Genomic DNA, 11,536 nt, shown 5'->3' on the forward strand with positions numbered 1-11,536 from the left:
CAGTGTGCAGCTTTTCACACTCCGGCGCGATCGAGCCGGCCGCCCCGCGGGCCAGTGGGGCTGTCGTCGACGCCCTGTCCAAGCGCGGCGGGCACGCGAACTGCCGCACTTCGGACATGCCGCTTCAAGCGTGGGACACCTGGCCCGAGGTTGCCTGGCCCGCCGTGCTGTTTGCAGCGATCGCGGCATTGGTGCTCGGTCTGCTGGCGCACCGCCTCGGCGCCGCGGTGGGTGCGCGAGGCCCTCATCGAGCTGATGCAGCGCTAATACGCGCACTACCTGCCGCAGTTGCGCGCGACCATCGCGACAGGCGATGGCGTCGCGAGCGGGCCTCTCCGCGCGCAGCCAATGGCACCACCGGCTGCGCTCCGGTCGGCCCCGTCGCATCCGATGTTCCCTAGGGTCAGTACTTCTGCTACTCTGTTTGGCGCGGCGGTATGCTGGTTTGCATCTGCCTATCGGAGTCGGTCCATGCTCAATAAAGTCTTGATTGCTGGCGCCAGCGGCGTCGTCGGTGCGGCCGCGGTTGAAGCCTTTCTCGCCGACGGTTGGGAGGTGGTCGCGCTGTCGCGGCGACGTCCGGAGATCGCGCATGCCAAACCCTATACGCATGTCGCCGTCGATCTGCGCGATGCCCAGGCGAGTCGCGCTGCGCTCGGTGCCCTGTCGGGCGTCACGCATGTCGTCTACGCCGCGCTGTTCGAGAAACCAGGCCTCATCGCCGGCTGGACCGAGCGCGATCAAATGCAGACTAATCTCGCGATGCTGCAGAACTGCCTCGCGCCGCTCGCGGGCGCGGGCAGCAGCTTGCGCCACGTCAGCCTGCTGCAGGGCACAAAGGCTTACGGCATCCACCTTCATCCGATGCCGATCCCCGCCCGCGAACGCGCCCCGCGCGATCCCCATGCCAACTTCTACTGGCTGCAGGAAGACTATCTAAAGGAATTGTCGGCAGGACGCTTCGCTTTCACGATCCTGCGGCCACAGCTCATCATCGGCGGCGCCTACGGCGTGGCCATGAACCTCGCTCCGGTGATCGGAGCGTATGCCGCCATCTGCCGCGAACTGGGCGAGCCTTTCGCATTTCCCGGCGGCGTGTCGTATGTCTGGGAAGCCGTCGATGCACGTCTGCTCGCCAATGTCTTCGTGTGGGCCTCGCAAAGCCCGGCGGCGCACGGCCAGCACTTCAATGTCACCAACGGCGATGTCTTCGAATGGCGCAATGTGTGGCCGGCAATGGCCGCGACGCTGGGCGTCGCGATTGGCCCTGATCGGCCCCGCGAGTTAAAGCAGTTCCTGCCCGCCCACAGCGCGGTTTGGGATCGCATCGTGGCGCGGCACGGTTTGCGCCAGGTGGCGATGCCCGATCTGCTCGGCGAATCGCATCACTACGCGGATTTCTGCTTTGCCTACGGTGCAAGCGTGCCGCCGCCGCCCGCCTTCGTGAGCGCGATCAAGCTGCGTCAGGCAGGATTCCACGAAGTCTGCGACAGCGAACAGATGTTCTGTCACTGGCTCGAGAATCTGATCGCACGGGGCATCCTGCCGCGGGCCTGACATCGCCGTGAGCTGAGCTGACCTGCCGCCGCGCGCGCCGCTGCGGTCCGAAATCGCACCTGTACTGCGACCCCGGACGGCCAGCGCGATATGACTCGCAACGGCGGTGATCGCAGGTAAGGAAGGCCTAAGCGGCCCGTCGGGATCGCTTGCCGCACGATTTGCGCGTGCGGCCCGGCTGAAGTGATGAAGCCCAGAGCAACGGGGCTTCTCTTTTTTGGCATCAGTACGCTTGCGCAAGCGGCTCTTGAATGCGAAACCCCGCCATGGCGGGGTCTGAGTCTTGGTGGCGCTTCAGGGATTCGAACCCCGGACCTGCGGATTATGATTCCGTCGCTCTAACCGACTGAGCTAAAGCGCCTAAGCCGGGCATTATAACGAGGCAAAACCACGCGACGGGCGCGGCGGTAACGGCGCCGAATGCACCCATCAGCAGGCTCAAAAAAGCTCGCCGATCGCCATGGCGATCAAGCTCAACAGCAGCGTGCTGGCGATGGGCAGCGACCACGGCCGACCGCGCCATCGCCATCGAAGGTCGCCCGGCAGGCGGCCCAGGCCCAGCTTCTCGAGCCAGGGCCGCAGGCCGTTGAAGACCAGCAAGGCAAGCACCACGACGATCAGCCAGCGCAGCATGGCAAGTCGCTCAGAGCGTGTGGCTGCGGTCGCCGTGGGCGAAGCCGAGCGCGTCGAAGGACTCAGCGGCTGCAAAACCGATCACCTTGAACAGCTCACCCATTTCGTGCTCGCCGAGCAGCTTCTGTGCGGCCGCAATTTCGCGCACATCGGCGCCCCGCAGATCGTTGAGCAGGCCGCAATTCATCAAGAAGCGCGCCTGGGTGGTGTAGCCCAACACCACGAGCCCACAGTCCTGGCCAGCCAAGGCGATGCCGCTGAAGTCGACATGGGCGGTGATGTCCTTCTCGCCCACGTCGGTGAGCGGGTCGGTGTCGGCGCGGTGCGCGCGGTGGCACATCACCGTACCGCCGTGGCGCTGCGGATGGTGGTATTCATGGACCGGAAAACCGTAGTCGATGAAGAACGCCGCCCCGCGCACCAAGGTCGTGGCCAGCGTGCGGATGAAAGCTTCGCCGTGGCGCTGCAGCTCGGTCGTCGTGTCGGGCGCAAAAGCGGCTGCTATCGGTGGGCGCAGCGCGGTCGGGCGGTCGGCAAACACGTAGTGCGTGCCGCGCTGCGCCACGCCACGCTCGAACCAGTCTTGCCCGTCGAAGTGCAGCAGCGCTACCGGCATGGCGTCGAGCACTTCGTTGCCGATCACCACGCCCTCGATGGCCGTCGGCAGGCGGTCCAGCCATAGCGCCTTGTCGACGTGTCGCGGCACTCGCTCGGTCAGCGTTGCGCGCTGGCGCGCGCTCAGCGCGGCGGACAGCTCGACGATGCAGTAGCGATCGATGCGTGAGCCGAGCGCGTCGAGCAGTTGTGCGGCCAGCGCGCCCGAGCCGGCGCCGAACTCCCACAGTTCGCGCGTGCCAGTGAGGTCGAGCGCCTGCGCGAGCTGGCGCGCGACGGCCCGACCGAACAGCGGGCTCATCTCGGGAGCGGTGATGAAGTCGCTGCCCGAGCCGGGCCAGGCGCCGAACTGGCGGTCGCCGCGCGCGTAGTAGCCGAGGCCGGGCGCATAAAGCGCGAGTTCCATGAAGCGCTCGAACCCGAGCCAGCCGCCGCCCTGGGCGATCTCGCGATCGATGCGTTGCGCCAGGGCCGACGCCGGGGCGCGCGCAGGGGCGCTGGCTACACTGAGGAACTGGCCTTCTTTCACTCCCGCATTGTCCCCGAGGCATGAGTTCGTCTTCTCGTCCCGTGGTGCTCGTCACCGGTGCCGCCAGGCGCGTGGGCCGCGCCATTGCGCTCGAGCTCGCGGCCCACGGTTTTGATCTTGCGCTGCACACCCACCACGTCGGCGATGAAGCGACCCAGACACTGTCCGACGCGCGCGTGCTCGGCGCCGGGGCCCGCGTTTTCGCGGCCGACCTGGCCGACGAGCAAGGCTGTCGTGCGCTGTTGCCGGCAGTGGTGCAGGCGATGGGACGCGTGGACGCGGTGGTGAACAACGCCTCGCGTTTCGAGCAGGACGATGCAGAGACGTTTTGCTGCGCGAACCTGGCCGCGCATTGGCAGATCAACACCGCCGCACCGGTGCTGCTCGCCCAGGCCTTGCACGCGCACCTGCTTGGCAGCCAGCGGCAGGGCTGCGTGGTCAACCTGCTCGACCAGAAGCTGTGGAATCCCAACCCCGACCACCTGTCGTACACGCTGTCCAAGGCCGCCCTCGAGGCCGCGACGACGGTGCTCGCCCAAGCCCTGGCGCCGACGCTGCGTGTGGTCGGCGTGGCGCCCGGCCTCACGCTGGCTTCGGGGCCGATGGATGCGCAGGAGTTCGCGCGCGCGCAGGGCATGACGCCGCTGGGCTACTCGGCCAGCGCCGAGGACGTGGCGCGTGCGGTGCGCTTCTTGATCGAGTCGCGCGCGATCACCGGCACCACGCTGCTGGTCGATGGGGGCCAGCATTTGTCCGCGCAGCCGCGCGACGTGCTCTACCTGGCGCGACAGGAGCTGCGCCGGTGAGTTGGTTCTCCATGCCCGAGCTGCGCGGCTGTCGACGGCTGTTTCTCGAGCGGCATGAGCTGGCGGTGCGCATCGGCGTGCATGCGTTCGAGCGCGAGCGGCCGCAGCGTGTGGTGGTGAACGTGGAGCTGTTCGTGCCGCTGCACTGGAGCACGCCGCGGGCGGACCGGCTCGACGAGGTGATCGACTACGACTTCGTGCGCGCGGTGATTGCCGAGTGCGTGGCGCTCGGCCATGTGGGCCTGCAGGAAACCCTGTGCGACGCGATCGCGGCGCAGTTGCTGGCGCATCCCCGGGTGCGGGCGGTGCGGGTTTCAACCGCCAAGCCGGACGTGTACGCCGACTGTGCGGCCGTTGGCGTCGAGGTGTTCCATTTGAAGAGAGACGCATCATGAGCGCGATGGTCGACACCGTCATGGGCGCGAACAAAGCCGCCTTCGAGGCCAACAAACTCAGCAAGCGCTTGCACCGCCTCGTCGGCCAGGCGATCGGCGACTTCAAGATGATCGAGCCGGGCGACAAGGTGATGGTGTGCGTCTCCGGTGGCAAGGACAGCTACGCCTTGCTCGATGTCCTGCTCAATCTGCAAAAACGTGCGCCCGTTGCCTTCGAGCTGGTGGCGGTCAACCTCGACCAGAAGCAGCCCGGCTTTCCCGCCGACGTGTTGCCCGCCTACCTGGGCCGCCTGGGCGTGCCGTTTCACATCGAGACCCGCGACACCTACTCCATCGTCAAGCGCCTGGTGCCCGAGGGCAAGACGATGTGCAGCCTGTGCTCGCGACTGCGGCGCGGCATTCTCTATCGCGTGGCCACCGAGTTGGGAGCGACCAAGATCGCGCTCGGCCACCACCGTGACGACATGCTGCAGACCTTCTTGCTCAACCTGTTTTTCGGTGCAAAGCTCAAAGGCATGCCGCCCAAGCTGGTAAGCGACGACGGCAAGCACGTGGTCATTCGCCCGCTGGCCTACGCGGCGGAGGCTGATCTGCAGGCGTGGGCGACGCACCGCGCCTTTCCGATCATTCCGTGCACGCTGTGCGGCAGCCAGGAGCACCTGCAGCGCAAGCAGATCGGCGCCATGCTGCGCGACTGGGAACGCCAGACCCCCGGTCGGCTCGACAACATGGCTCGGGCGCTGGGCAACGTGGTGCCGTCGCACCTGCAGGACCGGAACCTCTACCCCTTTCAGAGTCTCCAAGCGACTGGGTCGGCCGATGCAAGCGGCGACAAGGCCTTCGATGACGTCGACGAGCCTTGCGCCGCGCCAGCGGCCGAGCCCGTGAGCCGCGGCACCACGATCCGCTGGCATGCGCAGGACTGACGCTCGAGGAGACTTCCATGCATAGACGCAAAGCCCTGGCGAGCCTGGGCGCCTTGGCGCTGGCCGCAGGTGCGCTGCTTTCGGCCTGTGCCGGCATCGACAGCATCGATGTCCAGGTGTCGAGCCAGGGCAGCTGGCCGGCCGAGCGCAAGCCGGGCAGTTACGTGATCGAGCGGCTGCCCTCGCAGCAGGCCAATGCCGCGGAGCAGGAGCGCGTCGAAGCGGCCGCGCTCCAGGCCATCGAGGCGGCGGGGTTTACTCGCGCAACGAGCACCGAGCAGGCCGACGTGCTGGTGCAGGTCGGCGCGCGCGTGTTCGAGGTGGTTCGCCGCGATCCTTTCATGAGCCCGTTTTACTGGCGCAGTGACTGGTGGTATCACGGCGGGCGGCGCCCGTTCTTCTACGGCCCCGGTTTCGGTGCCGGCTACGGCTACGACAGCGACTACGCCGACTACCAGCGCGAAGCCGGCGTGCTGATCCGTGATCGCCGCAGCCAGCAGATCGTCTACGAGACGCGGGCTACGCACACCAGCCGCTGGACGTCGGATCGGCTGCTGCCGGCCATGTTCGAAGCGGCCATGAAAGACTTTCCGCTGCCGGCGCTGAGCCCGCGCATGGTGACGGTGGCGCTGCCCAGGGCCTGAACCTGCAAGGTCGGCGGCTCAGGGCGCGAGCACCAGCCCTCGCAGGTCGGACTCCCAGTTCCTGATGCGTCGCTGCGCCGCGCCGCGTTGCTCTGGCGTGGTGGCGTTGTGGACCTGGGCGGCGAAGTCGCAGTTGTAGGCGTCGAGTTTCTGCTGGTAGCGCACGTAGGCTTCGTCGGGCGAGTGCAGCACACGCTGCCAATACGCGCGCAAGGCGGCGGTGTCGCCTTCGCGTGCGGCGGCCGAGCCCGTTTCGGTCTGCAGCGAGCGCACGGTGCGCAGCAGGTCCTGCTGGCGGCGCTGGCGCTCGGCGAGCCAGCGCTCCGGCTCGAACGGCGAAGCCGACACCGCCTGCGCGATGCGCTCCTTTTGCGGCGGGCCCAGCCGACCGTACAGCTGCTCGGAGCGCTCGACCGCCCGTTCCACTGCGGCGCGGCGTCGGACCGCGGGGTCGGCTTGCAGGAAGTCGTCGCGGAACGCGGCATTGATCTTGGCCTGCTTGCGCTCGAGCTGGGTCAACTGCTCCTCGCCCAGGCTCGCGGCGATCGCGGTGGCGTCGGGCAAGGCGTGTTCGAGGGCGGTGTCGAGTCGGGTGCGCACGTCCTCGAACCAGCGGCAGGCGTTGGCCGGCGTCGTGTCCTGCGTCACCTCGCTGGCGGCCCGGCCGAGCAGCGCCACGTAGTCGGGCAACTGCTCGCGGCGGTGCCAGGTGAACCATCGGGCGATCGATTGGCGAGCGTGTTGCGCCTGCGACGCACTGAAGTCGAGATACCCGTCGAGCCACCAATACGCCAGCCCGTCCGCTTGCCTGTAGGCCAGGCTCAACGCGCTGCAGCCGGACAGTGTCAGCAGCAGGGTGGCCGCGATAATGCGCCACCGTTTGAACCGGAAGATCTGCAGCATGCTGGACGTCGTGATCATGGCCGCGGGCAAGGGCACCCGCATGAAGTCGAGCCGGCCCAAGGTGTTGCACCGCCTGGCCGGAAGATCGCTATTGCAGCATGTGCTCACCACCGCTGCCGGGCTGGGGGCACAAAGGCTCATCATCATTACGGGACATGACGCCCAGGCGGTCGAGACGGCGATGTGCACTGCGCTGCCAGGCACACCGCTTGCCTTCGCGCGCCAGGAGCCGCAGCTCGGCACCGGCCACGCGGTGCAACAAGCCGTGCCCTTGCTGGGCAACGAGGGCACGACGCTCATCCTCAACGGCGACGTGCCACTCATCGAAGCCATCACCGCGCGCGCCCTGGTCCAAGCCTGTGGCGGCACGCGCCTGGCGCTGCTCACGGTGAAGCTGGCCGACCCGAGCGGCTACGGGCGCGTCGTGCGCAGTGACGATGGCGGGGAGGCGGTGCTGGGCATCGTCGAACACGAGGACGCGAGCCTTGCGCAGCGCGCCATCCGCGAGGTCTACACCGGCATGATGGCGGTGCCGACCGCGGCGCTCAAGCGCTGGCTCGCCCGCCTGTCCAACGCCAACGCGCAGCGCGAGTACTACCTGACCGAGATCGTCGGTTTCGCGGTCGCCGACGGCGTGCCGGTGGTGGCCGCGCAGCCGCAGAGCGAGATCGAAGTGCTGGGCGTCAACAGCCCCTTGCAACTGGCGCTGCTGGAGCGGCGCTACCAACAGCTGCGGGCCGAGGCGCTGCTCGAAGCCGGCGTGCGCCTGGCCGACCCGGCGCGCATCGACGTGCGCGGTGAACTGTCGTGCGGCGCCGATGTCGAGATCGATGTCGGCTGCGTCTTCGAAGGCACGGTCACGCTCGGCGAGGGCGTGACGATCGGTGCGCATTGCGTGATCCGCGATGCGCGCATCGACGCCGGTGCGCGGGTCCTGCCGTTCACGCACATCGATGGCGCGACGGTCGGCGTGGATGCCCGCGTCGGGCCGTTCGCACGCTTGCGGCCCGGCTCCGAGCTCGGCGCCGAGGTGCATGTCGGTAACTTCGTCGAGGTGAAGAACTCCACACTGGCGCGCGGCGCCAAGGCCAACCACCTGGCCTACCTGGGCGACGCCACCGTCGGCGAGCGCGTCAACTACGGCGCCGGCAGCATTACCGCCAACTACGACGGCGCCAACAAGCACCGCACCGTGATCGGCAACGACGTGCATGTCGGCAGTAACTGCGTGCTGGTGGCGCCGATCGTGCTCGGCGACGGGGCCACCATCGGCGGCGGCAGCACCCTCGGCAAGGACGCGCCCGCCGGGCAATTGACCGTGGCGCGCGCCCGGCAAGTCAGCCTGGTCGGCTGGCAGCGGCCGAAGAAAAAGCGTTAGCGCCCGTTCACACCCGAACAAGGGGTCGGCAGGCCTCGCGCCGCATCGGCCCGTCTCGGCGTCAACTCTGCACGCCGGGCTGTCCGGCAACGCCTCTAGCATCGGTCGCGATGAACCGCACCACGTCCGCCCCCAAGATCGCGCATTACTACGGCCGCCTGAAGGTGGCCACCGATGCGCCGCCGGAGGTGATCCGTGCGGCGTACAAGGCGTTGGTGCAGAAGTACCACCCCGATCGCCACCAGGGCAGCTTGCGTCACGAGTTGTTGGTGACGGCGCTCAACAAGGCGCAGGAAGTGCTGCTCGACCCGGCGCGCCGCGCCGCGCATGACCAATGGATCCGCCAAGAAGAAATCCGCCTCGGTTTGCGTGAGCCCAGCGATGCCAGCGCACTCGGCTTCGGCCTTCGGCTGCGCCTGTTCTGGACCAGCATCAGCATCGACGGCCTGCCCTTTGCGGCTGCGTGGCGCATGCACCTCACGGCCGTGCAACGAGTCGGTTTCGGCCTGGTGGCGTGCGTCGTGCTGGCCGCGCTGGTGATGACGACCGCGGTCCTGTTGCGCAATGACGACGCCCCGCACCGCGTGGCGCCGACGCTGCAATCGTCGAGCGCGCGCTAGCAGCGGTCGCCGCAGGCCGCGGCCCGTGGGCTGTCGAACTCGGCGCGCTTTGAAGAAAAGATTCAGCTGTTTTTCTGTTTAATTTGAAGGCAATTGCTACACCAGCCTTCATACCATCGGTGCTTGCACCCAAGGAGCAACCCATGTGCGGCATCGTCGGCGCGGTTGGCGCCAGAAACATCGTTCCGGTTCTGGTCGAAGGCTTGAAGCGCCTTGAATACCGGGGCTACGACTCCTGCGGCGTCGCCGTGGTCCAGGACGGCGGCTTGCGCCGCAGCCGCAGCACCGCTCGCGTGGCCGAGCTGCAAACGCTGGTCGCGCAAGACGATGTGCGGGGCTTCGTCGGCATTGCCCACACACGCTGGGCCACGCACGGCGCCCCGGCGCTACACAACGCCCACCCGCATTTTTCGCACGGCCCGGCGGCACCGGGCCAGCCGCTGCGTCCGGCGCGCGTCGCGCTGGTCCACAACGGCATCATCGAGAACCACGAAGAGTTGCGCGCCGAGTTGCAGGCGCGCGGCTACGTCTTCACCAGCCAGACCGACACCGAGGTGATCGCCCATCTGGTGGATGCGCTCTACGACGGCGACCTGTTCGACGCCGTGCAGCAGGCCACGCTGCGCCTGAAGGGCGCCTACGCGATCGCGGTGTTTGCGCGCGACGAGCCGCAGCGGGTGGTCGGCGCACGCTACGGCTCGCCGCTGGTGCTGGGTGTCGGGCAGGGCATCGGGGAGGGTGAGCGCTTTCTGGCGTCGGACGCCATGGCGCTGGCGGGCGTCACCGACCAGATCGTCTACCTGGAAGAAGGCGACGTGGTCGACCTGCAACTCGGCAAGCACTGGATCGCGGCGCGCAGCGCGAGCGGCCGCCACGAGCGCGTGGAGCGGCCGGTGCGCACCGTGCAGGCCTACACCGCTGCGGCCGAACTCGGCCCCTACCGTCATTACATGCAAAAAGAAATCTTCGAGCAACCGCGCGCACTGGCCGACACGCTCGAAGGTGTGCAAGGGATCGTGCCCGAGCTGTTCGGTGGCGATGCCGCAGCGGTGTTCGGCGCCGTCGACTCGGTGCTCATACTCGCCTGCGGCACCAGCTACTACGCGGGCTGCACGGCCAAATACTGGCTCGAGAGCATCGCAAAAATCTCGACGCAGGTGGAGATTGCCAGCGAATACCGCTACCGCGACAGCGTGCCCAACCCGCGCACGCTGGTGGTCACCATCACCCAGAGCGGCGAGACCGCCGACACGCTGGCCGCGCTCAAGCACGCGCGCGGCCTGGGCATGCAGCACACGCTCACGGTGTGCAACGTGGCGAGCAGCGCCATGGTGCGCGAGTGCCGGCTCGCCTACCTCACGCGCGCCGGCGTGGAGATCGGCGTCGCCTCGACCAAGGCCTTCACCACCCAGCTGGCCGGGCTGTTCCTGTTGACGCTCGTGCTCGCCAAGACGCGCGGGCTGCTCGACGCGAGCGCCGAGGCCGCGCACCTGAAGGCACTGCGCCACCTGCCCGCCGCGCTGCAGGCCGTGCTCGCGCTCGAGCCGCAGATCATCGCCTGGTCGCAGGAGTTCGCACGCAAGGAACACGCGCTGTTCCTCGGCCGCGGGTTGCACTATCCGGTGGCGCAGGAAGGCGCGCTCAAGCTCAAGGAGATCAGCTACATCCATGCCGAGGCCTACCCGGCCGGCGAGCTCAAACACGGCCCGCTGGCGCTGGTGACGAGCGCCATGCCGGTGGTCACCGTGGCGCCCAACGACGCGCTGCTCGAAAAACTCAAGAGCAACCTGCAGGAGGTGCGCGCGCGCGGCGGCGAGCTGTTCGTGTTTGCCGACGCCGACACGCGCATCGAATCCGGTGAAGGCCTGCACGTCATCCGCATGCCGGAGCACTACGGGCTGCTCTCGCCCCTGCTGCATGTGGTGCCGCTCCAGCTGCTGGCGTATCACACCGCGTGTGCGCGCGGCACCGACGTCGACAAGCCAAGAAACCTGGCCAAGAGCGTGACGGTGGAATGAGCGCGGCAAAACGCTGGCCTCGCGCGGCCTGCGTTGGTATCCTTTTGTTGCTCGCTGCCCGCGGGTTGGGTGCGGGTGAGGGTTCCTGCAACCAAGACCATCAAGAGGCGGACAAGCAATGAGCTGGACCATCGTGATCATCATCGCCGTCGTGGCGGGTGTCGCTTACTTCCTTTACAAGCAGCGCGGCGACAAGGCGCCCGACGCGGTACCGAGCCGCGATGCCGGGCGCGTGCCGGGCGCAGCGCTTGCCGCCAGCCCACCCGCTGCGCCCAGCGCGCAGCACGCGGCGGCGGGGCCGGCGGCGTCGCACGACGAGTACCGCCGCACCTACCCGTCGAACATGCGGGGCGGCAAATTGACCTGCAACCAATGCGGCTCGACTCTGCTGCGCACTGCGGCCGGGCTTGCGTCCTGCACGAGCTGCGGCAGTTCGCTCTACCGCGCCTGAGCCAGGCACCGCGCAGCGGATATGCCCGCTGCGCGGTGCCGCAGCAGTGCCGAGCTGCCGA

The 11,536-nt window shown here is 68.0% G+C and carries 12 protein-coding genes and 1 tRNA gene; 9 read left to right on the forward strand and 4 right to left on the reverse strand.

The annotated features are described in order from the left end of the window. The first annotated feature begins 471 nt into the window (after nucleotides 1-471). Nucleotides 472-1,557: an SDR family oxidoreductase gene (locus RMO12_RS10475; RefSeq protein WP_309639248.1), complete on the forward strand. Its 1,086-nt coding sequence runs from the start codon at nucleotides 472-474 to the stop codon at nucleotides 1,555-1,557. 284 nt (nucleotides 1,558-1,841) lie between these two features. Here RMO12_RS10475 and RMO12_RS10480 read toward each other — a convergent pair. From RMO12_RS10480 to RMO12_RS10490, 3 genes are all read right to left on the reverse strand, one after another. After that, nucleotides 1,842-1,918, reverse strand: a tRNA-Met gene (locus RMO12_RS10480). A 77-nt stretch (nucleotides 1,919-1,995) separates the two neighbouring features. Next, complete coding sequence (locus tag RMO12_RS10485; protein ID WP_309625037.1) at nucleotides 1,996-2,190, reverse strand: DUF2905 domain-containing protein; 195 nt, start codon at nucleotides 2,188-2,190, stop codon at nucleotides 1,996-1,998. Between the two features lie 10 nt (nucleotides 2,191-2,200). After that, on the reverse strand, nucleotides 2,201-3,334 hold the full coding sequence (locus RMO12_RS10490) for a class I SAM-dependent methyltransferase (protein WP_405029660.1): 1,134 nt from the start codon (nucleotides 3,332-3,334) through the stop codon (nucleotides 2,201-2,203). A gap of 20 nt (nucleotides 3,335-3,354) precedes the next feature. On the opposite strand from RMO12_RS10490, the gene RMO12_RS10495 reads away from it, so the two are divergent. Genes RMO12_RS10495 through RMO12_RS10510 form a run of 4 tightly spaced genes read left to right on the forward strand, consistent with a single transcriptional unit; the run spans nucleotide 3,355 to nucleotide 6,105 of the window. Beyond that, nucleotides 3,355-4,140, forward strand: coding sequence for an SDR family oxidoreductase (locus tag RMO12_RS10495; RefSeq protein WP_309625291.1), 786 nt, complete (start codon nucleotides 3,355-3,357; stop codon nucleotides 4,138-4,140). A gap of 11 nt (nucleotides 4,141-4,151) precedes the next feature. Continuing rightward, a complete protein-coding gene (locus tag RMO12_RS10500; RefSeq protein ID WP_309639255.1) occupies nucleotides 4,152-4,535 on the forward strand; it encodes a dihydroneopterin aldolase in 384 nt (127 codons plus the stop codon). Continuing rightward, nucleotides 4,532-5,461 carry a tRNA 2-thiocytidine(32) synthetase TtcA gene (gene ttcA / locus RMO12_RS10505; RefSeq protein WP_309639249.1) on the forward strand — a complete coding sequence of 310 codons (930 nt, stop codon included), beginning with the start codon at nucleotides 4,532-4,534 and terminating at the stop codon, nucleotides 5,459-5,461. Before RMO12_RS10500 ends, ttcA begins: the two co-directional genes overlap by 4 nt. 17 nt (nucleotides 5,462-5,478) lie before the next feature. Further along, nucleotides 5,479-6,105 carry a DUF4136 domain-containing protein gene (locus RMO12_RS10510; RefSeq protein WP_309639250.1) on the forward strand — a complete coding sequence of 209 codons (627 nt, stop codon included), beginning with the start codon at nucleotides 5,479-5,481 and terminating at the stop codon, nucleotides 6,103-6,105. An 18-nt stretch (nucleotides 6,106-6,123) separates the two neighbouring features. On the opposite strand, the gene RMO12_RS10515 is transcribed toward RMO12_RS10510, so the two are convergent. Beyond that, nucleotides 6,124-7,008, reverse strand: coding sequence for a DUF6279 family lipoprotein (locus RMO12_RS10515; RefSeq protein WP_309639251.1), 885 nt, complete (start codon nucleotides 7,006-7,008; stop codon nucleotides 6,124-6,126). Here RMO12_RS10515 and glmU point away from each other — a divergent pair. The 4 genes from glmU (at nucleotide 7,007) to RMO12_RS10535 (ending at nucleotide 11,475) form a co-directional block, all read left to right on the forward strand. After that, complete coding sequence (gene glmU / locus RMO12_RS10520) at nucleotides 7,007-8,386, forward strand: bifunctional UDP-N-acetylglucosamine diphosphorylase/glucosamine-1-phosphate N-acetyltransferase GlmU (RefSeq protein WP_309639252.1); 1,380 nt, start codon at nucleotides 7,007-7,009, stop codon at nucleotides 8,384-8,386. The two genes, RMO12_RS10515 and glmU, sit on opposite strands and share 2 nt — an antisense overlap. A gap of 110 nt (nucleotides 8,387-8,496) precedes the next feature. Continuing rightward, a complete protein-coding gene (locus RMO12_RS10525) occupies nucleotides 8,497-9,006 on the forward strand; it encodes a J domain-containing protein (protein ID WP_309624667.1) in 510 nt (169 codons plus the stop codon). A 143-nt stretch (nucleotides 9,007-9,149) separates the two neighbouring features. After that, nucleotides 9,150-11,024, forward strand: coding sequence for a glutamine--fructose-6-phosphate transaminase (isomerizing) (glmS, locus tag RMO12_RS10530; RefSeq protein ID WP_309639253.1), 1,875 nt, complete (start codon nucleotides 9,150-9,152; stop codon nucleotides 11,022-11,024). A 118-nt stretch (nucleotides 11,025-11,142) separates the two neighbouring features. Further along, nucleotides 11,143-11,475, forward strand: a complete 333-nt coding sequence (locus tag RMO12_RS10535; protein ID WP_309624665.1) for a hypothetical protein — start codon at nucleotides 11,143-11,145, stop codon at nucleotides 11,473-11,475. The last annotated feature ends 61 nt before the right edge of the window (nucleotides 11,476-11,536 follow it).

Source organism: Methylibium sp. (assembly GCF_031393925.1).
Lineage (GTDB): Bacteria > Pseudomonadota > Gammaproteobacteria > Burkholderiales > Burkholderiaceae_C > Methylibium.

What these genes read in the sequence shown, in the direction of transcription:
- glmS (WP_309639253.1), top strand. Translation starts at nt 9,150, where the DNA reads ATGTGCGGCATCGTCGGCGCGGTTGGCGCCAGAAACATCGTTCCGGTT.
- RMO12_RS10510 (WP_309639250.1), top strand. Translation starts at nt 5,479, where the DNA reads ATGCATAGACGCAAAGCCCTGGCGAGCCTGGGCGCCTTGGCGCTGGCC.
- RMO12_RS10515 (WP_309639251.1), bottom strand. Translation starts at nt 7,008, where the DNA reads ATGCTGCAGATCTTCCGGTTCAAACGGTGGCGCATTATCGCGGCCACC.
- RMO12_RS10525 (WP_309624667.1), top strand. Translation starts at nt 8,497, where the DNA reads ATGAACCGCACCACGTCCGCCCCCAAGATCGCGCATTACTACGGCCGC.
- RMO12_RS10495 (WP_309625291.1), top strand. Translation starts at nt 3,355, where the DNA reads ATGAGTTCGTCTTCTCGTCCCGTGGTGCTCGTCACCGGTGCCGCCAGG.
- RMO12_RS10475 (WP_309639248.1), top strand. Translation starts at nt 472, where the DNA reads ATGCTCAATAAAGTCTTGATTGCTGGCGCCAGCGGCGTCGTCGGTGCG.
- RMO12_RS10485 (WP_309625037.1), bottom strand. Translation starts at nt 2,190, where the DNA reads ATGCTGCGCTGGCTGATCGTCGTGGTGCTTGCCTTGCTGGTCTTCAAC.
- ttcA (WP_309639249.1), top strand. Translation starts at nt 4,532, where the DNA reads ATGAGCGCGATGGTCGACACCGTCATGGGCGCGAACAAAGCCGCCTTC.
- RMO12_RS10500 (WP_309639255.1), top strand. Translation starts at nt 4,152, where the DNA reads ATGCCCGAGCTGCGCGGCTGTCGACGGCTGTTTCTCGAGCGGCATGAG.
- glmU (WP_309639252.1), top strand. Translation starts at nt 7,007, where the DNA reads ATGCTGGACGTCGTGATCATGGCCGCGGGCAAGGGCACCCGCATGAAG.
- RMO12_RS10535 (WP_309624665.1), top strand. Translation starts at nt 11,143, where the DNA reads ATGAGCTGGACCATCGTGATCATCATCGCCGTCGTGGCGGGTGTCGCT.